We start from the raw sequence: 25409 nt of genomic DNA on the forward strand, positions 1-25409 counted from the left end.
AGGTAGCTGGCGGGCGGGTAGGTGTCGTGCAGGCCGTCGGCATTGGGGCTGAAGGCGGTGCCCCAGCGGTGTACGGCCGAGGCCTGGGGGTCGATGACTTCTACCTGGGCGGTGGCGCTGCGCCCGCATCGGTCGCTTATCTGGAGGGTGAGGGTGCCGCCCTGGCCGCTCGGGGGCAGGTAGGCGGGTTCCTCGCTCAGCAGGCTGCCGTCTTCGTCCGTCCAGCGATAGCTAAGGCCGAGGTCGGCGGGCAGCTGCAGGGGGCGGCCCTGCTGGATGCAGCGGTCGTACAGGGGCGGCAGGGTTAAGCTCAGGGTGGTGGGGTCTGCCTGCCGGGTGATGACAACTGAGTCGCGGTAATAGTTGCCGCAGCTGTCGATGGCCGTCAGGCGGTAGGTGCCGGGTTGGGTGAGGGCAATCTGCCGGGTGGTGGCGATCACCTGGCTAAATTCGGGGTTTCGGGCCCACTCCCAGGTGTAGGCAAAGTCGCCGCTGGGGCCTACCCAGGTTTGGGTCTCGCCGGGGCAGAGGCGGGGCTCCTGCTGGCTGATGAGGCTAAAGGGCTGCACCTCGTCGTAGCGGGTAAGGACAACGGTGTCGCGAGCGGCGCTACCGGCTGAGATGACTTCCAGTACATATTCGCCGGATTGACTGATGCCGAGTGTACGGCCAGTTTCACCATTCAGCAGCATGCTGTTTCGCCACCAGCGGTAGCTGAGGCCTGTACCTGCGGGCCCGGTCAGCACAGGGTTATTGGCAGTAGGAGGGTAGGTTGGGAGGGTAGCATCCTGGTTAGTCCAGCGGCACCAGGGGCGGTCGGGGCCAAGATTGGGCCTTAGATCTCCTAGTTTCACCACCCAGCAGTCGGCTTTGCCCCGGCTGTTCTCGCTCTTTTCGTCACTGGCATCAGAAAACGACCAGCCACCCAGAATGTATCCACCATCATCGGTCTGCTGAAGAGACCAGAGGTCATCCCATCCATCTCCACCCAGTGTTTTGTCCCATTTTTTGTTCCCGGTTGCGTCCAGTTTTACCACCCAGTAGTCCAATGAACCTCTGTTATCTTCGCTCTTCTCAGCTCCAACACCGGACGAAGACCGACCGCCCAGTATGTAGCCGCCGTCGGCGGTCTGCTGAAGAGACCAGAGGTTATCATCGAGACCTCCGCCCAAGGTTTTGTCCCATTGTTTATTTCCGCTTGCATCCAGCTTTACTACCCAATAGTCCGATCCGCCCCGGCTGTTCTGGCTCTTCTCGAAGCCCGAATCGGACTCAGAGATTCCGCCCAAGATATAGCCTCCGTCGCTGGTCTGCTGGAGGGTGTTGAGCTCATCCCAACTGCTTCCCCCCAGTGTCTTGTCCCACTCGATGATGGGCTGGGCATGGGCGGTGCCCAGCACGCTATTTAGCAGCAGCAAGACAAGCAGCAAGAAGGGGCGGGGGCTGTGTGGCGTAGTCTGCATAGGGGGATATAATCAGTACATCTCTACCAAAAATAAAAGAACCGGACGGCAGATTCAACCAACGTGCCCAGATTCATTGTAAATTCATCTACGCTAGATACGGCATGACGGTATCCATAAGCCTGCGGAGGTGTTCTGCTGCACATGGCAGTCGCACAAACAAGCGTATCGGCACAAAAAAAGGCCTTCGCTTTCGCGAAGGCTCTCCTACTCTGACTACTAACTACTCTACACTCACATTGTTTCCAATGCTACAACTACCCAACTGTAAGTACGGGCATTTTGTTTCAAACGAAACGGGAAAAATAACAAAATTTACACCCGTTCCACAATGAGGGTGGCACCCTGGCCTACGCCCACACAGAGGGTGGCCAGGCCGTATCGGGTTTGGCGTCGGCGCATTTCGTACAGCAGGGTGGTCAGGATGCGTGCGCCACTACAGCCCAGGGGGTGGCCCAGGGCTATGGCACCGCCGTTCACATTCACAATGGCAGGATCCAGGTTCAGGTCTTGCAGCACGGCCAGGCTCTGTGCCGCAAAGGCTTCATTCAGCTCTACCAGGCCAATGTCCTTTAGCTTCAGGCCCGCACGCTTCAGTGCCTTGTGGGTAGCAGGCACGGGGCCTATGCCCATAATGGCTGGGTCTACCCCGGCGGAGGCCGTGCTTACTACGCGAGCCATGGGGGTCAGTCCATAGTCCTTCAGGGTTTGTTCGCTTACCAGCAGCAGGGCGGCGGCACCATCATTTATGCCCGAGCTGTTTCCTGCCGTCACGGTACCGCCTTCGCGAAAAGCGGGCTTTAGCTTGGCCAGCTGCGCCAGGCTGGTCTCTCGGGGGTGCTCATCCTGGCCCACTATCAGGGGGTCTCCCTTTCGCTGGGGTACGGGCACGGGTAGCAGTTCCTCCTTGAACAGGCCTGCCTCGTGCGCTGCCTGATACTTCTGCTGGCTAGCCAGGGCAAAGCGGTCTTGTGCCTCGCGAGATAGTTTGTATTGCTCGGCCACATTTTCGGCAGTTTCGCCCATGCTGTACGGATGGTGCAGGGCGCTGAGTGCGGGGTTGGTAAAGCGCCAGCCAATGGTGGTGTCGTACAGCTCGGCGTTCCGGCCAAAAGCCGTGGTGGCCTTGGCCAGTACAAAGGGGGCGCGGCTCATGCTCTCCACCCCGCCTGCCACATAGGCCTGGCCGTCTCCTGCCCGTATGGCGCGGGTGGCATCTATGCAGGCCTGCAGGCCGCTGGCACACAGCCGGTTAACCGTTACACCCCCTACGCTAAGGGGGTAGCCTGCCAGCAGCAGGCTCATGCGGGCCACGTCTCGGTTATCTTCTCCGCTCTGGTTTGCCGCACCAGCTATCACCTCCTCTATGGCATCGGGTGGCAGGCCGGGGTTCCGCTTCAGGATGTTCCGCAGCACATGGGCCAGCAGGTCGTCTGGGCGTACGCTGCTGAGGCTACCCCCATAAGCGCCAATGGGGGTGCGCAGGGCATCCACAATGTAGGCTTCCTTCATGGCTGCAAGATAGGGAAAAGCAAGGGGCCGTGCCGCTGCCTAAGGGTGGTGCTGTATAGACCCATTACTCGGCACCTCTATCTGTGAGTATCTGTGAGGGCTAAACAATCTCTATACTCCGCTCGTCGTAGGCTACCTTAATGCTCTCTATCAATTCGTGGAAAACGGCTCCATGGTCTTCTGTTTTGGCCCAGGCGCGCAGGGTCAACTCTATTGAGTTGGCACCTAGGGCCGACACACCCACAAACGATGCAGGGTCTTGCAAAACCAGCGGATGGCACTGGATCCTTTCCGATGCTATCTCCTTTGCCAGTTTAAGATCAGACTGGTAGGAAATGCGCAGCGAGATGTCTACCCTGCGCATTTTTTCTTGGGTATAGTTGATGATGGCACTGTTTACAATGCCACCATTGGGGATGATGATGGCCTTATTGTCAACAGTAAGCAGCAGGGTGTGGAGCATACGAATCTCTTGTACCTTGCCCACCTTGCCTTGTATCTCCACGGTATCATTCTTTTGGAAGGGCTTCAGGGTGAGTAGCATTACCCCCCCGGCTACGTTGGCCAGGCTATCCTTAACGGCCAAGCCGATGGCTAAGCCTACGGTACCCAGCACGGCCAGGAAGGAAGAGGTATTGATCCCCAGCATGCCCGCCACAGATATAATCAACACGAGCTTAAGCAGCCAGGAGAAGACATTGCGCAAGAAGGGGCGGACATTTTCGTCCAGGCTGTTCTTGCCCATTACACCTACCAGCCGTCGAGAAAGTACACGTATCACCTTCAGGCCCACTATCAGGAGCAACAGTGCAAATAGAATGCGGGGTCCCTCTTGGATGGCTACATCCAGGGCATGGTTCAGGTAGTAGTTCAGGTCTTTTTCCATCTTCGTGCTATTAGAGTATACGGGATTGAGAGAGAATCAAAAAATCGGGTTTTTTGGGGCCAGCAAAGGTAGCAAATGCCACCGCATATCACCGGTACGAACCGTGCCTTTTAGCTCCGGGTATACCACCTCCCCACCTCTACGTACAGCCGATCAGCATCGTACTGGGTGGACGCTTGTATGCCTATACAAAGGTAGCCTCCAGTTCGCACAACGCCAGCAGGTGCCGGCACCAGTGCACAAGGTTTGGGGCGTTTCTGTGCAGCTTTCTTTGATCCAGGCTGATGGCCTCGCCAAGGCCCATCACACTGTTCGATACCCAAACGGCATCGTACTTGAACAGCTCGCTTGGCGAAATATCTGCCTGCTGCACCTGCCAGCCGGGTAGCGGGTTCTCCGTGAGCACCGACTGCTGGATGCCCGCTACCCCCCCCCTGGGGGTATATAGGGTTTCTCCCTTCAGGGCATACAGGTTGGCCACATTGGTCTCGGCTATCCAGCCGCGTGCGTCCAGCATCACAGCCTGGTGGGCTTTGTTCCGGGTAGCCTCATTGCTGGCCAGCACGTAGCTGATGGCACTCAGGGTTTTGTAGGCTGCCAGTGCATGGTTGGGCACGGGTGTGGTGGCCACAGTCAGCTTCATTGCCTCGTGCTGGCAGTAGCCATCGCGCTGCAGGGGCACTACCTGGATCAGAAAGTCGGAGCCACGCTCCTGCGAGCCATACGTGCCATTGCCCCGGCGCCACACCGACAGGCGAATGCGGGCAGTGGGGGGCATGTAGGGCTGCACCTTTAGCAGGGCAGCCTCCCAGGCATGCACGTCGGGCTCTATGTTCAGCAGCCCCAGCCCGCGCGCTATGCGCTGGCAATGGCGAGGCCAAAACTGCAGCACGCCCTTTCGCCACATCATGGTCTCAAACAACCCATCCCCAAAGGCTGCCGCACGCTGCCAGCTCATCGGTGCCTCTGCGTCTTGGGTGTATATCTGATCCTGATAAACTGTAATTTCGTGCATGTCGTTAAGTTTATCGGAAATAACGGAAAAAATCCGGGTCGTGCTGCCGTCTGCCGTCCGTACTGTGCAGGCAGAAGGGCTACAGCCATGGATAGAAGTATCTGATCATGAGATACATAAACTCATGTCATTTCTTAGAAATGATCCAGATTTTTACCTGGACTTTCTTGCCAGCCTGTGCGGGGTGGATGACGGTGAGCAGCTATGGGTGGTCTATCATCTCTACTCCATCCCGTATGGGTATTCGCTTGTGCTGAAGGTGGCCCTGGCAAGGGATAATCCGGTGGTGGACAGCATTTCGGACATTTATGCAGCGGCCAACTGGCACGAGCGCGAAACGTATGACCTATTCGGCATTACGTTTGCCAATCACCCCGACCTGCGCCGGATCTTGCTGCCCGAAGACTGGGCGGGGCACCCCATGCGAAAAGACTACCAGGAGGCCGACAGCTATCATGATATAGACGTTGCCTATTAGCGGGCCTACTCGGCGGCATGCTTGCGCGGATAGTCTACCAGCAGTACCCGGCCCGTGCCAGTCTCTGCATACTGCCAGTCCGCCACATCAAACTGTAGTACCACCATGCCACAGGTAGGCAGGTTATCCAGCTGTAGCGTGCCCGCCAGCAGGTTGGCCAGGCGGGTTAGGCCCGGGTTGTGCCCAAACAAGGCGATCGTATCGTGCTGTGCCGGCAGGCCCAGTACCAACTGCTGGAGCACACCGGTGGTGGCTTCGTAGATCGCAGCCTCTTGCCAGATAGCATCCAGCGGATAGCCCAGTTCGGAACAGATGAACCGCGCTGTGTGCAGGGCTCGTCGTGCCGGGCTACTTATTACCAGGTCAAACTTCACCCCGCGATCCCGCAACAGCTTACCCATGAAGGGGGCATTTCGGAGGCCGCGTGCATTGAGCGGGCGCTCAAAATCCGCCAAACCCTGGTCCCAGTCTGACTTGGCATGGCGGATGATGTAAAGCGTTTTCATACAAAAATATGGCCGAAGATATCGAAAAAACAGACATACCCAAACAGCTCACCAGCATATATAGCCTAGGTGATGCTAGTATTGGATAAGAGATAGTGTGCGCGCCAAACATGAAAATGCTACACAAAAAATATCCACTATCCGTGTTGCGCAATAGGCATATATCTCTAATTTTGGGCACTGGAGGCAATACTGCCTTACATAAAGCACACTTCATATTATCCTAAATTCTCTATCATGCTTTTACGCCTATCTAAGCTTGCTACGGCGGCACTCATGGCCCTGCTGGCCGTAACTGCCTGTACGCCCGAAGGGGTGATTAACAAAACCAACTATGAGGGTCGTAAGGTAACCAACACCTGCGATCAGTTCACCGCCGAGGTAACGGCCATTATTGATGCTAACGCGGGAGCATCGGTGCTTCGTGTGGCCGAGTATGATAACAGCAGCTACAACACCATGTTTCTGGAGCCTGGCCAGTTTGAGCAGGTGGGAAACACCCTGTACTTCCGCCTTGTGAATGACCTGCAGTACGAGAAATACCTGCACAAGCGCGTGGCCATACTGGTAAAGGTGAACTACAAGGCACAGGAACACCTGAGTGCCATAGAGAGTAGCCCGGAAGGCACACTGGGTACCCTTACCATCGATCGTGCTTACTATGATGCCAACAAAGAGCCCTTCTTTGTGTACAAGGTGGAAACCAATGGCAAAATAGATGGCAAGCAGCTGAGCCTCAGCTTCTCAGTAGTAAAACTGAACAAGAAAGGCGCCATCAAGAAGGTATACTGCAACTCGGTAGAGATGCCCCTTGGCCCAATAGACCCCGGATGCTGCACAGACCGCCCATGGGTGGGTGCCAACACGCAGAGTGTGGTAGATGTACCGAACCTGAACATCCGGAACGAACAGTACCGCTACCAGGGCTTCACCGGCACGCTGGATCTCATTTTCCCCATGAGCTCTACCGTCTTCAAAAAAGACAGCCTGAACAACGCCATCATCAACTATGCTGCCAAGTATGAAGACATGGGCTTCAAACTGAAGGCAATTAACATAGACGGATACTGCTCTCAGGGTGGTACCGTAGAGCTGAACCAAGGCCTGAGCAACGCACGCGCTGAGGCCGTGTACAACGATCTGGTACGCCACTATGAGCGCGCTGGGCGCCTAAATGAGCTAAAACTGACCTATGCAGGAAAAGGCGAGGACTGGAACCGCTTTGAGCAACTGGTAAAAACCGTGAACTTTGAGCCCGCCGTACGTAGCCGCCTGCTCGCAATTGCCAACGGACCCGAAGGCATGGATGAGAAGGAAAGAATCCTGCGCGACGAAAAACTGCTGGAGGTGCGCCCCAGCAAGTCCAAGCTGGTAACGGATGTGCTGGAGTACTGCCGCCACACCTTTGTAACCTTCCAGTTTGAGTACGTGAAGGACCGTATGTTCGTAGAGTACTATCCCAGCCAGATACCGGTTATCAGCCCCGCGCTGTTCGATGTAGCCCGCCAGGAGTTCGTAATCACTGAGTACAAACGTAATGTAGATGCGAACAAGGGCCTGGGCGTACTGAACACCCTGATAGATGTAAACAACAACCGTACGGCCAACCTGTTTGCCATGCGTAGCACCTACCACTTTGCACTAACCAATGTGAAGAGTGCCATTAACGACATAGAAAGTGCTATGAACCTGAACCGGGACAACAGCAACTATGCACTGGCAGCCCTGAGCTACAAAACCAAGTATGCGGACATCTACACCGTAAGCGAGCGCATGCGCCTGCTGAATGACTACACCACCTACATTGCCAAATATCCGGACAATGCAGCCCTGACCCTGAACCGGGCCGTAATGATGGACAAAGTGGGGTATCTGAGCGGTGCACTGGCCGAGTATGAGAAGCTGGGCAACAATAGCGCAGCACTGATGAATAACCGTGGCGTGGCCCGCCTGAAGGCGAGCCGTGTAACCGAGGCTGAGGCCGACTTCACAGCCGCCCTGGCAAAGGATGCAAACCTGGCCGAAGCACACTTCAACCTGGCGATTGTATATGCATGGAAAGGGCACACAGATAAGTCGATCACCCACCTGAACCATGCCGTGGAAGCAAACCCGGAAATGAAGAAGCTGGCACGTAACAACGATGCGTTCAAAACGCTACGTGCCAACCCCGCATTCAAGCGGTTTATGAACTAGTGTCACCCACTTACCTAACTGAAATGCCCGGCACTTGCCGGGCATTTTTTTTGATTTTTTCTTGTGCATGTGGGCTCCAACCACTATAATTGCACTCTCTTTTCCCCCATAGCTCAGTTGGTTAGAGCGAATGACTGTTAATCATTAGGTCCCTGGTTCGAGCCCAGGTGGGGGAGCCCCATTCAGTAGAAAAAGCAACGTTCAAAGCCCGGTCATCCGGGCTTTTTGCTTGGGGGAAGACTTGGGGGGGGGGAGAAAAGATCCCGGTTGGCCAAACCGACCAACCGGGGAAGTGCTTTCACACAGATCCGTAGTGCTGCCTGTCCGGGCAAGGGGCTACATGGGCAGAGCCGGCGGTACAGCCGAGTAAGCACGGCTAGATTGAATGGGCAAAAGAAGCCAGCCGCCGCCCCCCCCCGATCGCTACCGGCATCAGCCCGGTGCGAAACTAGGCCAGGATAGCCTGGGCTTCCTGGCGCAAACGCAGTGGGTCGATAGGCGCTACACCGGGGATCTCGCACACCAGGCCACCAGCCAGGTTTGCCAGTGCGGCAGCCTGCTCTGCTGGCAACCCGGCGGCTAGGGCTGCTGCCATTACGGAAATGACGGTATCGCCAGCACCACTCACGTCGCGTATTTTGCGCACATGGGCAGGGAAATGCACATGATGCCCGGCAGCGTCTACCAATAGCACCCCCTGCTCACTCAGGGTAACAAAGGTGTAACGGTGCGGCATGCGCTGCTGTAGCAGGGCGCAGGCCGATACGATGGCGGGAATATCCTCGCGCGAAAGCGTAAGGGCCAGGGCCTCATTCAGCTCCTTCAGGTTGGGCTTGAAGATGGTGCTGCCCCCATAGGCCAGAAAATTGGTGTACTTGGGGTCTACCAGCACCGGTATATCGTGTAGCACAGCCTGCTGCACCACATGCCGGATAAGCCCTGGCGTAAGCAGGCCCTTATTGTAGTCTTCCAGAATAATGGCTGCGGGGAGTAGCGCCATCTGGCTGTCCAGCAGCCCGCGCATCTGCGCCTCCTCCTCGGCAGTCAGTGGCTGCTTGTTCTCACGGTCTACGCGCAGCATCTGCTGGTTATCGCCCAGCACGCGGGTTTTGCTGGTGGTGGGGCGGTGGGGCAGGGATAGTAGCCCCCCTGTCTGCAGGCCATAGGTATTCATCAGTTCCAAGAACTGACTGCGCTCTACCGGCTCGGTGCCAATAATGCCACACAGGATGGGGTCCGCACCCAGGCTTAGCAGATTATAGGCCACATTGGCCGCACCACCCAGGCGGTACTCTTCCTTCTGCACGTCCACCACAGGCACTGGGGCCTCGGGCGAAATGCGCTCTACCCTACCCCACAGGTATTTATCCAGCATCAGGTCTCCCAGCACCAGGATGCGCTTTGCCCGTATATCGTCAAAAAACTGCACGATAGGTTGTGTGGGTTGTGTACTTAGCTCAGTGCATACAGGGCCCGCCGGATGCGGGCTATGCCCTCCTCGATGGTAGCCAGATCGGTGGCATAGCTTAGGCGGATATGGCGATCGGTACCAAAATCAATGCCACTCACGCAGCCCACCCGGCCATCATTCAGCAGGTACAGGGCGAGCTGATCCGTGTCGCCGATGTGCTGGCCACCGGGGGTTTTCTTGTGCAGGAAGGCAGATACATCCATGTAGAAGTAAAAGGCCCCCTCTGGTACAGGCACAATCAGCTCTGGGATCTGGGCCAGCAGTTGCAGGCCATGGTCTCGCCGCTGGCGGTAGGCATCGCGCATACGGTAGGTTTCGTCCAGTGGCTGGGTAACCGCAGCCAATGCTGCCATCTGGGCCACGCCGCTCACGGCGCTGGTTATCTGGCCCTGTAGCTTGCTCATTGCCTGGATCATCCAGTCGGGCCCGGCCAGGAAACCAACGCGATAGCCCGTCATGGCAAAGGCTTTGCTCACCCCATTTATGGTGCAGGTGCGATCAAACAGGCCCTCTACCCGGGCTATGCTAAAGGGTGTTTTTCCGTAGGAAATAAGCGAATAGATCTCGTCGCTGATAATACACACCTGCGGATGCCGGAGCAGTACCTCGGCCAATGCACGGGTTTCAGCCTCCGTGTATACCATACCGCTGGGATTGCTAGGGCTGTTGAACAGAAAGAGGCGGGTACGGGGGGTAATGGCTGCCTCTAGCTGCTGGGGCGTTATCTTGTACTGCTGCTCGGTGCCAGCCTGGATAAAAACCGGCACGGCCTCAGCCATTTCGGCCATAGGCCGGTAGCTTACCCAATAGGGAGCGGGGATAATAACCTCATCTCCAGGATTTAGCAGGGCAGTGAAGGCGTGGTACAGGCACTGCTTGGCCCCGTTGCTTATTATCACCTGGCCAGCCTGATAGGGCAGGCCATGCTGCTGCTGAAAATACTGGGCTACACCCGCCCGCACCTCCGGATATCCATTCAGCGGGGGGTAGTGGCTATAGTTGTCTCGCACGGCCTGTATGGCCGCTTCCTTTATGTGCTCGGGGGTGTTGAAGTCCGGCTCACCCAGGGTAAGGCTCACCACATCCACCCCCTGCTCTTTCAGCTGGCGGGCCTTGGCAGCCATGGCCAGGGTGGCACTCTCGCTCACGGCGGCCAGTTTTGCGTTCCCGCGTACCATTGTTTTCTCCATCATCTAACCGTTTTCTCTGTATACTTTATGCTATCTACCCTGCGTAGTTTCTACTGCCCGGCAGGCAAGGCAAAGCCCCCGGTTATCTCTCCAGTTGCTGGCCTATCTCCATCAGGGTAAGGTTCTTGTTTTTGGCAGCAAAGGTTTCTTTTGCTGCGGCATGATCTATTTTGATGTAGCCAAAGGTATCGTAGTGCATGCCGATGATGTCCTGGCACTGGATAAATTCGGCTGCCTGGAGGGCATCCACAGCATCCATGGTAAAGTTGCCCCCTATGGGTAGCAGGGCCATATCCAGCCGGGTACGGCGGGGGATCAGCTGCATGTTCTGGCTCAGGGCTGTATCGCCCGCAAAGTACAGGTTCTTTCCCTCGGCCAGCTCCAGCACATAGCCCATGGGGTTTCCCCCGGGTGTGCCATCGGCAAAAGTACTGCTATGTACCGCCTCCACACAGCGCACGGTGCCGAAGGGGAACTGCCATGCACCGCCCGTATTCATCGGGTGCGTAGCGGCAATCCCTTTATGCTGGCACCAGCTGTGCACCTCGTAGGCACACACTACGGTGGCACCTGTACGCTGGGCGATAGGGAGCAGGTCTGCCACATGGTCTTCGTGCGCGTGGCTGATCAGAATATAATCGGCAGGCACCGTGCCCGCATCCGCTTTCCCTTTTGCCAGCGCATTGTGGGTAATGAAGGGGTCGAACAGCAAATGTGTCCCTTGGGTTTCTATCCCAAAACAGGAATGGCCATAGTACGTTATCCTCATAGCATGGGGCGTGTTGCACTGGCAAGATACAGGCACCCGAGCTAGCAAACAAGGGGATGGAAGCAGCCATTGTCCTTTTCGAGCATTTAACTGGGCGTACGCAGACGCCGTGGGTAAGAAATAGGCAGGCAACAGCTATAGCCCCCCGGGTGGCCCAAGCTGGTTACCTCACTCTACCGAAACCTTCTCTACTACCTGCCCGTCTACACAGGCCAGCACACGGGCGGGATATTCTCGGATCAGGCCATGCTCGTGGGTAGCCATCAGGATGGCAGTGCCCATTGTGTTGATCTTTTTCAGGATCTGCATGATGTGGGCGGTTACCTCGGGGTCCAGGTTTCCGGTAGGCTCGTCGGCAATAAGCAGCAGGGGGTCGTTCACCAGGGCGCGGGCTAGCACCACGCGCTGCTGCTCGCCGCCACTCAGCTGGTGGGGCATGTGCTTCATTTTGGCACTCAGGCCCACGAGCATGAGTACATCGTGTATACGATTGCGGATGAGCGAGCTATCTCGCCAACCGGTGGCCCGCATGGCAAACTCTATGTTGTCTGACACACTCCGGTCTGGCAGCAGCTGGAAGTCCTGAAACACAATGCCTAACTTGCGGCGCAACAAGGGTATATCCTTGCTTCGCAGTTTATTGGAAACCATGCCTGCCACCTCTACGGTACCTGCGGTAGGCAGCATATCGGCATAGATCAGCCTGAGCAGGCTGCTCTTGCCCGAGCCCGTGCGGCCAATCAGGTAGACAAATTCGCCCTTTTTTAGCTCAAAGTTTACCCCCGACAGCACCTGCCGCTGGTCGTAGGCGGCAGATACTTCGGTAAACCGGATAATGGCATCCTGGTCTGAAGTAGCAGCAGGGGTAGTACCCTGTGGCATAGGGGCATTCGTGCTCGGATCGGTAGAGGAGATGCTCATGATAGGGCTGTGGAGTGTGCTAGAATTCTATTTTTGTAATCTTGCCAAAGGGCAGTGTCTCAGCCATTTCTTCAATCTTGTGAAAAACATCCTGCTGGGGATCCGCATTGGCTCTGGATGTCCTCTGCGAACGATTGGGGCGGAAATAGCCGATCAGGGTAAAATCGGCATCTCTCACCTGGATATAGTCCGGGATTTTGGCCTTACCCTGCACTTTCAGGACGTAGTAGATTTTTTTCATCGGGCATAAAACACTCGTTATCTGTCTATTATTCCATTCATCCGTGTAAGGCACAAATTAACGGAACAGATGGCTTGCTGTTACTAAATACTTTCTAAATTTGCCCAAAATCGTCTATTTCTGGATATTCCAATTAAAACCATGAAAATCGGTACACACAACCTAAAAACGCTGCACATACCTGCACTAGCTGTGCTGACGGGTGCTTTTATGTGGCAGTGCACGTCCTTCAAAGGTGCACAAGTGAACGTGAAACCCAACCCGCTGGAGGTGCATGCAGACTCGGTAAACTTCACCGTTCGCGCATCCATCCCACCCAAGTCCGGCTTCAAAAAAGGCGGCGTGTATGACGGTAAACTCGCCATTGACAACAATGGAACCAAGTACCAATTTAGCCAGGTAATCATCTCGTCAGACCAGTTTCCGGACATCAAGAAGGCGGGTGCCAGCACCAGCGTAACGGCCGGCAAGCCCTACCAACCTGGCATGAATGGCGGTATGCTGCAGGCCATGGGTAACTACAGCCGCAAGGGCAAGAACGTGGAACTGCCCACGATAGACCTGGCCCCCTGCTGCATTACCACCAGCCTGCTGCTGTGCGATGAGCCCAAGCACGTAATGGCCCCCTTCAACTTCGAAAAACAAAAGCCACTTACCCTGGAGGCAAAGTTCCAGTTCCCTCAGAACGTATTTGACATCCAGCCCACCGAGTATGAGAAGGCTGAGATTCTGGCCATCGGAGACTTCCTCTCCAAGCGCTATGCCGCCAGCAAAGTAACCATCTCCGGCTTTGCCTCTCCCGAGGGTGCCTACCGGCGCAACGAGTTTCTGTCCATCGCCCGTAGCAAGGAGGTAAAGAAGTGGCTGGCAGCCCAGCTAAACAAAGCTGGCTACAACATTCAACTGGATAGCAGCTTCTTCGCCGTTGCCACCACCACAGAGGACTGGGAAGGCTTCAAGGCGAACCTGAGCCGCAAGAGCTTCCCGGAAGATGTGAAGCGCCAGATCATTGACATCATCTCTTCCGGCCAAGACCCCGCCACTGTAGAGAACCGTGTGATGGCCCTGGTGGGCGGTGCCGATGAAGTAGAAGACATCCTGGCACCCCTGCGCCGCGCTACCATCCGTCTGGAAGGCCAGACCAGCAATCATACCGATGCGCAAATCGATCAAATGCTGAAAGACTTCCTGGCGGGCAGAAAAGACAAGGAAGCCACTGCAGCCTTCTTTACTGCCGATGAGATGCTGTATGCCATCAACCGCCTGACAGATGCTGCGGACCAGCATAAGGCGCTGAAAGATGGCTTCATCGAGATCTATAACGAAGACTGGAGAGGCTACAACGACCTGGGTGTGCACGAGCTGAAAACGGGCAACACCGAGCGGGGTATGGCCTACCTGAACTCGGCCCTGAAAATGAACAACAAAGCCACTGCTGTAATGATCAACCAGGGAGCTGCCTACCTGGCAGACAAGCAGTATAGCAAGGCCCTGTATGTACTACAGGAAGGCAAAAAGGCCGGTAGCCAAGCCGAACTGGCCTTCAACCTGGGCTACGCCCTGCACAAACTGGCCCGCTACCCCGAAGCAGCCGAGCAGTTTGTAACCGCCGGAAACCTGGCCTGTGCCGAGTACAATGCCGGCCTGGCCAAGCTGCTGATGAACGACCTGGCAGGCAGCAGAAACAGCCTGGAAGCAGCCATCCGCAGCGACAAAAATGATGCTGAGGCCTACTACGTACTGGCCCTGCTGGGTGCCCGCACTGCCGACACGAATGTGATGATCCTGAACCTGAAGCGTGCGGTACAGATCGACCCCAGCCTGGGTGAGAAAGCCCGCAAAGACCTCGAGTTCCGCAAATTCTTCGACGACGAGCAGTTCCGGAGTGCCACCACGCAGTCCTAAAAACGTATCGCAACCAAGACGGTTTAGCGGGGATGCCACAGTGCATCCCCGTTTTGTTTTTAAATACTTCTCTCACGCCCGGCTTGTATATTGCAGGATGCATATCCGTAGGCCCATACAGCCCGATAGATTGCCAGGAGCCTGGGTGCAGGGCATACTGCGGGTGCCGGCGGCAATCCTGCTGAGCATAGCCTGCGCCTATGGTCAGCCCATCTTCACCACCACAAACCCAAACATTACGACCAGCGACTCGCTGAATTTTCACCTCCGCAGCACCAATGGCTACAAAATCCTGATACGAGAGCCGAGGGTAATGAATAGAAAGGGATACCGGGTAAGAAATGGCTTTACCGACTACTATCTGTATGTGGTGCGTAGCACAAACATTCTGGTAGAGCAGCACCCGATAGAGAACCATGGACTGAAAGCCTACCTGGTGGTGTACTCGGATAAAAAGAAGATGTACTACGACCCAGACTCCATTGGTGGCCGCTGCCTGTATTTATTGGGGATGATCGACACCCTGGGGCTAGGCAGCAAACTGAGTAGCAAACCGCAAACCCCACCGCAAACCAACAAAAAGACGGGTTGTAGGCTGCTATCCAGGCTACGGGGGAAGAAGCAGGCAACCCCGGAAGGCCAGACAAATACCGATTCTACGGCCCAAGCCCGGCCCAGCTGGGAAGCACAGCAAAGAGCGGCGATGATGCTGGCATTCAAACAGGCCAAGGATCGGAACCGGCTGCTAGCATTCTTCCGCAGCAAATTCTACTACAGCCAATCGCCGCTGTACAACCTGGAGAGCTGCCCCTATGGCCTACCCTACATGGCACTGGAGGATAAGAAACGCAACCGAACGGAGACCGTGCGCACCGCCACCGGCGGGCTGCGCCAGCAGAAGGTGAAGAAGGAAAAGCCAACCGAACTACCCAGCGTGGACGATGAGGAGGAAGAGGAAGAGAAAAAGGACGTGGAAGCAGGAGCGCGAAAACCCAAAAATAAAAAGCAGCAGGCAACTGAAGAACCACCCCAAAACCCAGCCGAATGACGGGCGAAAGCTTGATACGTAAGCTGCGCCAGCAGGCGCTGCGCCTGGGTTTTGATGCGCTGGGCGTAAGCCCTGCGGCGGAGCTGAGCCAGGATGCACGCTACCTGGAACGCTGGCTGGCAGCCGGCAGGCAGGGAGAGATGCACTACCTGGACAAACACTTTGACCTACGGATAGACCCGCGCAAACTACACCCGGGCACACAAACGGTTGTATCGGTGCTGAAGAACTACTACCCGCCTGAGCTGCCCGAGCAGGCCGATGGATTTCGGGTAGCGGCCTACGCGTACGGCCAAGACTACCACCAGGTGCTGAAGGAGCGGCTATATGCCCTGGCTGCAGACCTATCGGACTGGGTGGGGCGCTCGCTATCGGTACGGGTGTGTACCGACTCGGCCCCCATCCTGGAGCGACGGTGGGCTGAGCGGGCTGGGCTGGGCTGGATAGGCAAGAACACACTGCTGCTTACCCGACAGGGCGGCAGCTGGTATTTTCTGGGCGAGCTGCTGGTAGACCTGGCCCTGCCTGCCGAGCACCCCCCCCAGGCCGACCACTGTGGCACCTGCACCCGCTGCCTGGATGCCTGCCCCACGGGTGCCCTTAGCCCCTACGAGATGGATGCCCGCAAGTGTATCTCCTACCACACCATCGAGCTAAAGGCGCAGGTACCTGTGGAGTTTCATCGCATGCTGTCGGGTTGGGCGTTCGGCTGCGACATCTGCCAGGAGGTGTGCCCCTGGACGCGCTTTGCCCAGCCCCACACCGAGCCTGCATTCAGGCTGACCGAGCTGGTAGCCCACTATGCCGAAAAAGACTGGCAGGCACTGAGTAGCAGCCAGTACCGAAAGCGCACCCGCACGAGCCCACTCTCGCGCATACGGCGAGAAAAACTGCTGGAGAATATTGCGCTGGCAAAGGCTAGTCGTTCGATATAACCTCAAACTCTGTACGGCGGTTCTGCTGGCGGCCCGCTTCCGTGTCGTTCTCCGCCACCGGCTGTGCTTCGCCATAGCCCCTATACGCCAGCCGCTCGGTTGCCACGCCATTCGCTACCAGCCAGGCTACCACGGCTTTCGCCCGCTCCTCACTCAGCTTCAGGTTATAGTCCTCTGGCCCTTGGTCGTCCGTATGCCCGTTAATGCGCACGCGTAGCCGGGCATTCTCACCCAGGGTGCGCAGCAGGCGCTCCAGTTCGGCCACCGACTCAGGCGTCAGGGTGGCCTGATTGACCTCGAAGAAAATATTCCTCAGCACAATGCGCTTACCCGACCGGATTTTTTCCAGGTACAGGTCCTGCACCACCTCCTGGTAGCCCGAGGCTTGGGCTACGGGGAAATTTTCGGAACTGAAGAGGTAGCCATCGGCTACGGCACTGATGCCATAGTTTCGCCCCCCAGGCAGGGTAATCAGGTATTTTCCGGTCTCCTCGTTGCTGTTGATGATGCTCAGGGTGTCATTCGCCGTGTTGTCCACAATCATCAGCGTTGCAGCCAGGGGCTGCCGGGTTTCAGCATCCCGCACAGTTCCCTTCAGCAGGGTCAGGTTAAACTCTGGCACGGCTGCATCCTCCTCTGGGCGCTGGTTGGCCAGTAGGGTATCTGCTGGCGCTGGCCAGGTAATCTGGTAGAGGTCGTCCTGCCCGTAGCCACCCGGACGCACGCTGCTCATATAGGCTTGGCGGCCACTGGCATCGAGCACAAAGAAAACGTCGTCTCCGGGCGTATTGATGGGGAATCCCAGGTTTTCTGGGGCCGAGAAGGTCCGGTCGGGCCGCCAGGTAGTCTTGAACACGTCGTAGCCGCCCATACTGCTATGCCCTTCGCTGCTGAAGTACAGGTTGCGGCCATTGGGGTGCAAGAAGGGGCCGTCTTCGTTGAATACCGTGTTCACGGCCGGGCCCAGGTTTACCGGGTCGGTCCAGCTTCCGTCGGGCCGCTGCTGGCTCCAGTACAGGTCTCGCCCACCAAGGCCCCCGGGGCGGTTGCTCGCAAAAATAGCATAGCGTCCGTCTGCACTCAGGCACATAGAGCTCTCGCCATACTTGCTGTTGATAGGCCGGGAGATGGAAACAGGCGGCTGCCAGTCTGCCCCCTGCTGCCGGGCGCTGTACAGGCCTCCATTGTTGCTGTCCCGGTACAGCATCACGGTCTGCCCGTCTGGTGCCAGGCTTACCGTGGCATCGTGATACACGGTGTTGATGGGTGGACCCAGCGGCCTGGCCGGTATCCAGCCCGTGGCAGTATCCCGGTCGCTGAAGTAGATATCCTCGTAGGGCTTATTGTCAAAAGCAAGCCCGCCCAGGTTGCCAGGGCGGCGCGAGGTAAACAGCAGGCGGGCACCATCGGCAGTGATGACGGGGCCAAACTCCGGGTACGGAGTATTGATATTCGGCCCCAGGTTGCGTATCTCCACCACTACCGTATCCTTCATCAGTTTTACTCCTTGCTCGCACTGGCGCAGCTGGTTACGGATCCGCGTATAGGCTTCATCCGAAGTTTTGTAGCGGCCCAGCTCCCGCTGATAAAAAATGCTGGCATCTTCAAAGCGGCTGCTTTGGTGCAGGGCCTGCGCCATGTAGTAGTCTAGTCCGGGGTCGAAACCGGATGCCCGCGTGGCCACTAGCTCAAAATAAGGCAGGGCATCTGTGGGGCGGCCCTGCTCAAACAGTGTCACACCTAGCCAGTAACATGTATGCATATTATCGGCATTTACGCCATTGGCCTGCTGCAGGTAGGGCAGGGCCTGTTCGTACTCTTGAAATAGCAGATGTTCATCGGCCTGTTTCAGCAGTTGGCGTTCTGCTTTTTTATCGAACGTCTGGGCGTGTATGCCCGAGCCAGCTATGCCCACAAGCAGCAAGAGCACTATTAGCTGCATGTTAGCCAGGGTGGTGTATGATCTGACCATAAATAATGGGAGTAAAACCAAATAAGGGTGGTCTGAAAAATCTGCCTATTTGGACAGGACAAACACTTCTACGCGATTATTACGTGCCCGGCCCTCGGTTGTGCTATTGTCTGCCCGCGGCTCGGTGCCGCCCTTTCCTTTGTATTCGAATCGGCTTTCATCTATTCCCTTGTTCACCACCAGATAGAGCACCACCCGCATGGCCCGCCGTTCGCTCAGCCGTCTCAGGGCGGCCGGGGCGCCCTGGTTATCGGTATGGGCAGTAATCTTGACCCGCATATTCGGGTTTGCCATCATCATGTAGAAGAGCTTGTCCATGTCACTGGTTGCACTTGGGCCAAACTCATCTGTTCCGGGCTTGAAGTCCAGCTCCCACAGCATCAGGGTTTCTCCGGGCTGGATGCGCGCAATCTCGGGATATTGCTTTGCCTTATCCAGCGTACGCTCCACGAAAAAGGCAGGGTAGGCTTTTAGCTCCTTGCGTACCTCCTCTGCCAGCGCAGGCTCCAGGGTGCCCCCTGCTACGGGTGTGCGCAGGGCCGTAGCGGGTTCGTCCGCAGGTTTCTGGCCAGTTGTAGGGGGCATGGGGGCGGTACCGTCTGGTTCCCCTGTGCCTGGGGCCAGCTTACGGGCCGCTTCTTCCTCGTCCAGGCCTGGCACCAGGCTATCTGTAGGCGGTGTGTAGGTGGCTCTGGTGGCCGTGCCCTGGGCAAGTGGTGCCGGATCTGCCTCCTCCAGCACCACCTGGTATAGATCCAGTGCGCCGTTTGATCCTCGCCGGTCCGAGGCCAGGTAGGCTGCATTTCCCTTTCCATAGGGTGCATAGCCCAGGTCGTCCGCCGGGCTGTTTACGGGGTAGCCCAGGTTGTTGGCGGTGCTATAGCTGTCATCATCCAGGTGTACGGACTGGAATACATCATAGCCCCCCATGGCATCGTGCCCCTGGCTGGAGAAGTAGAGCCGGCGGGTAGCAACGTGGTAGTAGGGGCTGCGCTCGTCATAGGGAGTATTGATGCCGGGGCCGGTGTGCACCGGGCGCATCCACACACCCTTCTCGCCCAGCTGGCTTACCCAGATGTCGTAGCCGCCCAGGCCACCCTTGCGCTTGCTGGCGAAGAAGAAGAGGCCCGCCTCTTCATCCATAAATGGATCTCGGTCTCCTGCACCTGCATCAAAGGGCGCAGGCAGCTTCACGGGCATGCTTACTTCCTGGGCCAGGGTGCGTGCATATACGGGCCGGGCCGGCCCGGTGGATACGTAGAGGGTGCCGGGCGCTGGCTTCTGGTCCGGGAAGTAGTACAGGCCGGTGCCGCGCATGGCCTGCTGGTCGGCAGTGCGCTTGAAGGCGTTGGCATCCATGGCCACTGCTGTGCGGGGTACGGTTATTTCGCCGTCCTGTATCCGGGTAAAAAAGAAATCGGAGCGTACCGCATCCTGGTCTGTGGCATCGGCGCGATAGCTGGTGAAATACAGCAGGTTACCTTCGGGATTACAGCGGGGGCCCAGTTCATCGTAGCGCGTATTCACGGCCGAAGGCAAATGTGTAAGGCGCACACCGGCGCGGGGTGCGGCTGCTAGCAGCTGGGCCTGCTGGCAGCGTGCCAGGGCCTGCTCGTAGTAGGCACGGTCTGGGTTCCGGGGGGCCAGGCGCTCCAGTACCAGCTGGTAGTAGGCTTGTGCCTGGGCATACAGCTCCTGGTGGTGTAGCACCTGGGCATAGGTGCCATACAGTTCTTGCATCTGGCCGGCAGACAACTGGTCGGTAAGGGAAGGCCGGGCCAGCAGGTATTGATACTGCTCATAGGCGAGGTCCTTCAGGCCCGAGTGGAAGTAGGAAAGGGCCAGATACAGGCGCATCTCCGGCTCTTTGGCCTCGTAGCCCAGTAGCTGCTGATAGGTTTCGGCGGCCTGTATCCACTCGCCAGCCAGGCGGTGTACGGTGGCCTGTGCCTCCATTTTTTTCAGCAGCGCCGGGTCCATCGGCTGTGCTACTGCCAGGCCAGGAGGGGCCAGGAGCAGAAAGACAAAAACAGTGGTAGGAAGACCGATGAAACCCATCTTTATTTTCATGACATAGTAGTTTAGGAACACGAAAGATACAACAGGCCGCTGCTGAATAGCAAACCCTGTATGCCCACGGCCCAGCCCCCTACACAGCCCACCCGGCGGGCCGCTAGGCTGTGGGGGCCTCGGCCTGCTCCAGGCGGATGTGCAGGTCCTTTAGCTGGCGGGCATCCACGGGTGCCGGTGCCTCCAGCATCAGGTCTCGCCCGGCGCTGTTTTTCGGGAAAGCCATTACATCGCGTATGCTGCTGCTGCGGGTCATGAGCATCAAGATTCGGTCTAGCCCAAAGGCGCAGCCAGCATGGGGGGGAGCCCCGTAGCGAAAAGCACGCAGCAGGAAGCCGAACTGCTGTCGTATCTCGGCCTCGCTAAGGCCCAGTAGGCCAAAAACTTCATCCTGGATGTCCTCGCGATGGATACGCACGCTGCCGCTCATCACCTCATTGCCGTTCATCACCATATCGTAGCAGAGGGCACGTATGTCTTCGGGGCGGCGTGTTCCGGCCTTGTACTCGGCCCAGTCTGCCTCGTGCGGCATTACAAAAGGGTGATGAATGGCCACCAGCTGGCCGCTCTGCTCATCCCGCTCGAATAGGGGGAAGTCTATAACATAGAAGATGTTCCAGCTATCGGGGTCATACAGCTGCTCGGTGTCGGCTATGTGCTTGCGTAGTGCCCCCAGGCTACGGCGCACCACCGGGGCACTGTCTGCCCCAATAAGCACCAGGTCTCCGGGCTGGGCCTGCATGTGGCGGGCTATGGCTGCCAGCTGCTCGGGGCCGAAAAACTTGTCGGCACTACTTTTGCAGCTGCCGTCGGCCTCCACCCGCAGGCTTACCAGGCCCTTCAGGCCCAGGTGGCTTTGCTTCACATAGTCTATCAGGGCATCCGTCTGCTTGCGGCTGTAGTGCCCCAGGCCCGGGGCGCATATACCCGCTATCAGCCCGCCGCCCTGTAGCACGCTGTTGAACACACCAAAGTCTGTGCCTGCCACCTGCGCATTCAGCGTAATGAGCTCCATACCAAAGCGCAGATCCGGTTTATCGCTGCCGTACTTCTCCATACACTCGGCATAGGAAATACGGGGCAGTGCGGGTATATCTACCCCAATTGTATCCTGAAATACCTGCTGCACCAGGGCTTCGAAGGTGCTGAGGATATCCTCCTGACCCACAAAGCTCATTTCGCAGTCCAGCTGGGTAAACTCGGGCTGCCGGTCACCCCGGAAGTCTTCGTCGCGGTAGCACTTGGTTATCTGGTAGTAGCGGTCCATGCCGGCCACCATCAGCAGCTGTTTCAGTATCTGGGGGCTCTGGGGCAGGGCGTAGAAGGTGCCGGGGTGCATGCGGCTGGGCACCAGGAAGTCTCGCGCGCCCTCGGGCGTAGCCCGGATGAAGTTGGGTGTCTCTATCTCCAGGAAGCCGCGCGCGTCCAGAAAACGGCGCATGGCAGCCGCTACCCGGGCGCGTAGGCGCAGGTTGTGTGCCAGGGCTGGGCGGCGTATGTCCAGGTAGCGATACTGCAGGCGCAGTTCCTCGCTGCCGTCGGTGTCGTCTTGTATCAGGAAAGGGGGCAGCTCGGCCCGGTTCAACAGGCTGAGCTGTGTGGGGCGGATCTCTATATCGCCCGTGGGATTCTTGGGGTTCTTGTTTTCGCGCTCGTGCACGCTGCCCTCTACCCGCAGCACATACTCGCGTCCCAGCGTTTTGGCCAGCCGGTACAGCTCGGGCTGGTGCTCCTGGGCTATCGCTATCTGGGTGATGCCCTGCAGGTCGCGCAGGTCTATGAAGATAAACTGCCCAAAGTCTCGGGTAGTCTGCACCCAGCCACATAGGGCTACGGGCTGGCCGGCATCGGCCATGCGGAGCTGGCCGCAGCTGTGGGTGCGCAGGGTGGTAGCATTCATAGGCTGCATACTTTAGGGTATCGAAAAGGAATGAATAAAAGCGTAATAGCGGCAAAAATAGGCACTGTCCGGGTATTTTTCCCTATGTTTCGCGCCTTTCTCTTTCGGGTTGGCCAATACCTCTGCCATGCGCGTCTGTATCATCGGGGCCGGTGCCGCCGGCCTGTTTGCCGCCCTGCGGCTAAAGGCCCTGCAGCCTGGCTGGGAGGTGCGGGTGCTGGAGCAAAAAGAGCCGCTGGCCAAGGTGCGTATATCCGGTGGGGGCCGCTGCAACGTAACGCACGACCCTGCCCGCTTTCGGCAGGGGTTGCGGCAGCTGTACCCCCGGGGAGCACAATTTATGCAGCAGGCGCTCAAGGCCTTTGGTGCGCAGGATACGCTGGACTGGTTTGCCCACCGGGGGGTGGCCCTGAAGCGAGAGGACGACGGGCGCATGTTTCCCACCACCGACCGTAGCCAGACGATTGTGGACTGCCTGCTGCAGGAGGCACACAGCCTGGGTGTGCAGCTGCACACAGGGGTAAAGGTGCGGGCCCTGCACCCTGGGCCGCCGGGCCACTGGCAGCTGGAAACCAGTGTGGGCACCCGTATAGAGGCCTACCGGGTGCTGGTAGCCACCGGCGGCAGCCCAGGGATAAAAGGGCTAGACTGGCTGCAAGCGCTGGGGCTGGAGGTAGTGCCGCCGGTGCCCTCGCTCTTTACCTTCAACCTGCAGCCGCACCCCATGCGTGCGCTACAGGGCGTATCGGCCCCGGCGGTAGTAAGCCTGCCCGAACAGGGCAAGCTGAGCCAGGAGGGGCCCCTGCTGATTACCCACTGGGGGCTGAGTGGGCCTGCGGTGCTGAAGCTGAGTGCCTTTGCAGCCCGCGCACTGAAAGAGGCCGACTACCGCTACCGCATACGCCTGTGCTGGCTGCCAGGCTGGGACGATACCCGGCTGCGCAGCTGGATAGAACTGCAACGGACCGATGCGCCCAAAAAGCGAATACGCAATACCCCGCCTGCACAGCTACCCCGGCGCCTGTGGGCCTGGCTGTGCCAGGCGGCGGGGCTGGCCGACGAAACGGCCTGGGCAAGCCTGCCCGCCGGAGAACGAAACCGGCTAACCGAGCTGCTGCTACGCCACAGCCTGACCGCAGCGGGCAAGACCACCTTTAAGGACGAGTTTGTAACAGCAGGCGGCATAGCCCTAGGCGAGGTAGGCCCACAGATGGAGGCGAAACGCCACCCAGGCTTGTTTTTAGCAGGCGAGGTGCTGGATATAGACGGCATTACGGGGGGCTTCAACTTTCAGGCCGCCTGGACTACTGGCTGGCTGGCTGGCACCGGCCTGGCCTCCGGAACTTGACCGTGCACCAGACACGAACAGGCATCGGCTCGCACCCTGTGGACTACCGTTCAGACCCCATTTTGTGCAATTCACACAAAAAACACGGCCCTTCGTGCGGTTTGCTAGCACCACATTGCTTTTTATGCTATTTTTGAAATTAAACGCGAAAAAACGCGCAAGCGAAGTTGCCCCGGACACATACCGCCGGATGCGTACCCGTTTGCGGATTAGTGTTATTATTAAGTAAAGCCGGAAACCGGGTGAAATCAAAACCAAATGCTTAAAATGAAATTTTCAGGAATTGTAGTGGGCATGTGCATCATGCTCTGCTCATCGCTCCTCTTTGCTCAAAACGTGGGGATTAACACCACCAACCCCCAGGAGACCCTGCACGTGAATGGCAGTGTGCGGGTGGACGGCAAGTTCATCCTGTACAATGGTACCGAGCTGGCACCCGGTGCTACCATCGCCATACCCGACAACACCTCCATGGTGCAGATAGGCAGCAACGCCGGCGCGCAGGCCAATGCCCTTACCGGTCCCGCCACCCCGCGACAGGGCATGATTCTGTACATCCTGAACCGTGACAACGACGCGGGCACCTTTGCCACCTACCCTGTGCCCGGCAACGGCCAGGTGTCGCAGTTTGTGTACCACGACGGCGCCTGGTACCCTGTAGGCGGCGGCAGCACTACCCCGCCCGGCGCCATACTGGGCGGTACCATTGCCGGCAACGGAAACGTGGTAAACGGCCCTATTACTGCAAACCGTACCGGCACCGGCCAGTATACCATTACTTTCAATACCCCACTTGCCTCTACACCCAACGTAGTGGTAAGTGGCTATATGAACAGTGGTGCTGGCGGAGGCTGTAGCTCCCCCCCCTGTACCGATGCACCGACTATTACGCTAGACCCCATCACTACCATGTACTGCATACCCCATAGCGCGTTCTCGAGTGGAGACACCTATCGGAACAGATGCTCAGCTTTCAATCCTGTAACACTGAACACTGAATTCAAATTTATAGACGGTGTTTCTACAACTGGTGGCGTTGTAAATATCAACCATGCCTCATCCGGGTGCAACGGTCAGTTTTCACCAAATTTTGGCCATAGCATCACCGGAGGTACTGTTAGCATCAACCCTAGTGCAACTTTTCAGCTCAGCACAACCCACGGTGCTACATCTGGCAGTAGCAACTTTCGCATGTATATTTGGGTAGACTGGAATCAGGACGGAGATTTTGATGATACTGGAGAATTGGTACACGACAGCGGAGTTGATGTCCCCAACCTAACCAATGTTTCTATCACCGCGCCATGTAGTGCAAACTGCGGACTGACTCGTATGCGTATAAGGGGCATTCGCCCTGGAGTAACAGCACTAACAGATGCCTGTAGCGATGCCGGGCAATCAGGCTTCACGGGTGAAACACATGACTACAACGTAAATATACTGGACCCCACTACTACCGCCCCCGGCTTCTGCCTAGTTTCGGGCATGTCCAACACCGGATTCAACTGCAGATGCTACGATCAGGGTGGGCTTCCACTTGACCTGGGTGTAACCTTCCTGGCCTCCGAATAGGCTAGAAGCCC

20 protein-coding genes and 1 tRNA gene are annotated in these 25409 nt (G+C 57.5%); 8 read left to right on the top strand and 13 right to left on the bottom strand.

All coding sequences use genetic code 11. The features are described from left to right. From LW884_08440 to LW884_08455, 4 genes are all read right to left on the bottom strand, one after another. Positions 1-1463, bottom strand: a 1463-nt coding sequence (locus tag LW884_08440) for a hypothetical protein (GenBank protein MCE3008356.1), incomplete at its 3' end; no start/stop codon positions are given. 315 nt (positions 1464-1778) lie between these two features. Then, positions 1779-2975, bottom strand: coding sequence for an acetyl-CoA C-acyltransferase (locus LW884_08445; GenBank protein MCE3008357.1), 1197 nt, complete (start codon positions 2973-2975; stop codon positions 1779-1781). A gap of 100 nt (positions 2976-3075) precedes the next feature. Next, positions 3076-3861, bottom strand: a complete 786-nt coding sequence (locus LW884_08450; protein ID MCE3008358.1) for a mechanosensitive ion channel — start codon at positions 3859-3861, stop codon at positions 3076-3078. Positions 3862-4045: 184 nt separating this feature from the next. Then, a complete protein-coding gene (locus tag LW884_08455) occupies positions 4046-4876 on the bottom strand; it encodes an aminotransferase class IV (GenBank protein MCE3008359.1) in 831 nt (276 codons plus the stop codon). Between the two features lie 124 nt (positions 4877-5000). On the opposite strand from LW884_08455, the gene LW884_08460 reads away from it, so the two are divergent. After that, on the top strand, positions 5001-5354 hold the full coding sequence (locus LW884_08460; protein MCE3008360.1) for an NADH-quinone oxidoreductase subunit C: 354 nt from the start codon (positions 5001-5003) through the stop codon (positions 5352-5354). Positions 5355-5359: 5 nt separating this feature from the next. Here LW884_08460 and LW884_08465 read toward each other — a convergent pair whose 3' ends face one another. Next, positions 5360-5860, bottom strand: coding sequence for a histidine phosphatase family protein (locus LW884_08465; GenBank protein MCE3008361.1), 501 nt, complete (start codon positions 5858-5860; stop codon positions 5360-5362). Between the two features lie 237 nt (positions 5861-6097). Between LW884_08465 and LW884_08470 the strand changes: the two genes are divergently transcribed. Together LW884_08470 and LW884_08475 are read left to right on the top strand one after the other, a co-directional pair. After that, entirely contained in the window at positions 6098-8056 is a 1959-nt protein-coding gene (locus LW884_08470) for a hypothetical protein (GenBank protein ID MCE3008362.1), read from the top strand. A 102-nt stretch (positions 8057-8158) separates the two neighbouring features. Beyond that, positions 8159-8232, top strand: a tRNA-Asn gene (locus tag LW884_08475). A 272-nt stretch (positions 8233-8504) separates the two neighbouring features. On the opposite strand, the gene LW884_08480 is transcribed toward LW884_08475, so the two are convergent. The 5 genes from LW884_08480 to LW884_08500 all read right to left on the bottom strand — a co-directional run bounded on the left by LW884_08480 (position 8505) and on the right by LW884_08500 (position 12648). Beyond that, positions 8505-9485, bottom strand: coding sequence for a PfkB family carbohydrate kinase (locus LW884_08480; protein ID MCE3008363.1), 981 nt, complete (start codon positions 9483-9485; stop codon positions 8505-8507). Between the two features lie 23 nt (positions 9486-9508). Next, a complete protein-coding gene (locus tag LW884_08485) occupies positions 9509-10705 on the bottom strand; it encodes a pyridoxal phosphate-dependent aminotransferase (protein MCE3008364.1) in 1197 nt (398 codons plus the stop codon). 94 nt (positions 10706-10799) lie between these two features. Next, positions 10800-11486, bottom strand: coding sequence for a metal-dependent hydrolase (locus LW884_08490; protein ID MCE3008365.1), 687 nt, complete (start codon positions 11484-11486; stop codon positions 10800-10802). Between the two features lie 168 nt (positions 11487-11654). Beyond that, on the bottom strand, positions 11655-12407 hold the full coding sequence (locus LW884_08495; protein MCE3008366.1) for an ATP-binding cassette domain-containing protein: 753 nt from the start codon (positions 12405-12407) through the stop codon (positions 11655-11657). Between the two features lie 19 nt (positions 12408-12426). Then, positions 12427-12648 carry a fructose-6-phosphate aldolase gene (locus LW884_08500; GenBank protein ID MCE3008367.1) on the bottom strand — a complete coding sequence of 74 codons (222 nt, stop codon included), beginning with the start codon at positions 12646-12648 and terminating at the stop codon, positions 12427-12429. Between the two features lie 141 nt (positions 12649-12789). Here LW884_08500 and LW884_08505 point away from each other — a divergent pair, with 141 nt between their 5' ends. The 3 genes from LW884_08505 (at position 12790) to queG (ending at position 16536) form a co-directional block, all read left to right on the top strand. Continuing rightward, entirely contained in the window at positions 12790-14553 is a 1764-nt protein-coding gene (locus tag LW884_08505) for a tetratricopeptide repeat protein (GenBank protein MCE3008368.1), read from the top strand. Between the two features lie 97 nt (positions 14554-14650). Next, the gene (locus LW884_08510; GenBank protein ID MCE3008369.1) at positions 14651-15601 is read left to right on the top strand and encodes a hypothetical protein; all 951 of its coding nucleotides are present in this window, start codon (positions 14651-14653) and stop codon (positions 15599-15601) included. Next, positions 15598-16536 carry a tRNA epoxyqueuosine(34) reductase QueG gene (queG, locus tag LW884_08515; GenBank protein MCE3008370.1) on the top strand — a complete coding sequence of 313 codons (939 nt, stop codon included), beginning with the start codon at positions 15598-15600 and terminating at the stop codon, positions 16534-16536. The genes LW884_08510 and queG overlap by 4 nt, the downstream gene beginning before the upstream one ends. Here the strand turns inward: queG and LW884_08520 are convergent. From LW884_08520 to aspS, 3 genes are all read right to left on the bottom strand, one after another. Then, positions 16520-18508 carry an OmpA family protein gene (locus LW884_08520; protein ID MCE3008371.1) on the bottom strand — a complete coding sequence of 663 codons (1989 nt, stop codon included), beginning with the start codon at positions 18506-18508 and terminating at the stop codon, positions 16520-16522. The genes queG and LW884_08520 overlap by 17 nt on opposite strands. Before the next feature lie 45 nt (positions 18509-18553). After that, positions 18554-20578 carry an OmpA family protein gene (locus tag LW884_08525; GenBank protein MCE3008372.1) on the bottom strand — a complete coding sequence of 675 codons (2025 nt, stop codon included), beginning with the start codon at positions 20576-20578 and terminating at the stop codon, positions 18554-18556. Between the two features lie 103 nt (positions 20579-20681). After that, a complete protein-coding gene (gene aspS / locus LW884_08530) occupies positions 20682-22478 on the bottom strand; it encodes an aspartate--tRNA ligase (GenBank protein ID MCE3008373.1) in 1797 nt (598 codons plus the stop codon). A gap of 127 nt (positions 22479-22605) precedes the next feature. Between aspS and LW884_08535 the strand changes: the two genes are divergently transcribed. Then, a complete protein-coding gene (locus LW884_08535) occupies positions 22606-23826 on the top strand; it encodes an NAD(P)/FAD-dependent oxidoreductase (GenBank protein MCE3008374.1) in 1221 nt (406 codons plus the stop codon). Between the two features lie 267 nt (positions 23827-24093). Then, positions 24094-25398: a GEVED domain-containing protein gene (locus tag LW884_08540; GenBank protein ID MCE3008375.1), complete on the top strand. Its 1305-nt coding sequence runs from the start codon at positions 24094-24096 to the stop codon at positions 25396-25398. The last annotated feature ends 11 nt before the right edge of the window (positions 25399-25409 follow it).

The sequence above is a fragment of the Bacteroidota bacterium genome (genome assembly GCA_021300195.1).
Lineage (GTDB): Bacteria > Bacteroidota > Bacteroidia > J057 > JAJTIE01 > JAJTIE01.

Excerpts from the sequence above, each read along its gene's own strand:
- queG (MCE3008370.1), top strand. The coding sequence starts at position 15,598 with ATGACGGGCGAAAGCTTGATACGTAAGCTGCGCCAGCAGGCGCTGCGC.
- LW884_08450 (MCE3008358.1), bottom strand. The coding sequence starts at position 3,861 with ATGGAAAAAGACCTGAACTACTACCTGAACCATGCCCTGGATGTAGCC.
- LW884_08455 (MCE3008359.1), bottom strand. The coding sequence starts at position 4,876 with ATGCACGAAATTACAGTTTATCAGGATCAGATATACACCCAAGACGCA.
- LW884_08470 (MCE3008362.1), top strand. The coding sequence starts at position 6,098 with ATGCTTTTACGCCTATCTAAGCTTGCTACGGCGGCACTCATGGCCCTG.
- LW884_08490 (MCE3008365.1), bottom strand. The coding sequence starts at position 11,486 with ATGAGGATAACGTACTATGGCCATTCCTGTTTTGGGATAGAAACCCAA.
- LW884_08505 (MCE3008368.1), top strand. The coding sequence starts at position 12,790 with ATGAAAATCGGTACACACAACCTAAAAACGCTGCACATACCTGCACTA.
- LW884_08510 (MCE3008369.1), top strand. The coding sequence starts at position 14,651 with ATGCATATCCGTAGGCCCATACAGCCCGATAGATTGCCAGGAGCCTGG.
- LW884_08520 (MCE3008371.1), bottom strand. The coding sequence starts at position 18,508 with ATGGTCAGATCATACACCACCCTGGCTAACATGCAGCTAATAGTGCTC.
- LW884_08445 (MCE3008357.1), bottom strand. The coding sequence starts at position 2,975 with ATGAAGGAAGCCTACATTGTGGATGCCCTGCGCACCCCCATTGGCGCT.
- LW884_08495 (MCE3008366.1), bottom strand. The coding sequence starts at position 12,407 with ATGAGCATCTCCTCTACCGATCCGAGCACGAATGCCCCTATGCCACAG.
- LW884_08540 (MCE3008375.1), top strand. The coding sequence starts at position 24,094 with ATGAAATTTTCAGGAATTGTAGTGGGCATGTGCATCATGCTCTGCTCA.
- LW884_08525 (MCE3008372.1), bottom strand. The coding sequence starts at position 20,578 with ATGAAAATAAAGATGGGTTTCATCGGTCTTCCTACCACTGTTTTTGTC.
- LW884_08465 (MCE3008361.1), bottom strand. The coding sequence starts at position 5,860 with ATGAAAACGCTTTACATCATCCGCCATGCCAAGTCAGACTGGGACCAG.
- aspS (MCE3008373.1), bottom strand. The coding sequence starts at position 22,478 with ATGAATGCTACCACCCTGCGCACCCACAGCTGCGGCCAGCTCCGCATG.
- LW884_08535 (MCE3008374.1), top strand. The coding sequence starts at position 22,606 with ATGCGCGTCTGTATCATCGGGGCCGGTGCCGCCGGCCTGTTTGCCGCC.
- LW884_08485 (MCE3008364.1), bottom strand. The coding sequence starts at position 10,705 with ATGGTACGCGGGAACGCAAAACTGGCCGCCGTGAGCGAGAGTGCCACC.
- LW884_08460 (MCE3008360.1), top strand. The coding sequence starts at position 5,001 with ATGTCATTTCTTAGAAATGATCCAGATTTTTACCTGGACTTTCTTGCC.
- LW884_08500 (MCE3008367.1), bottom strand. The coding sequence starts at position 12,648 with ATGAAAAAAATCTACTACGTCCTGAAAGTGCAGGGTAAGGCCAAAATC.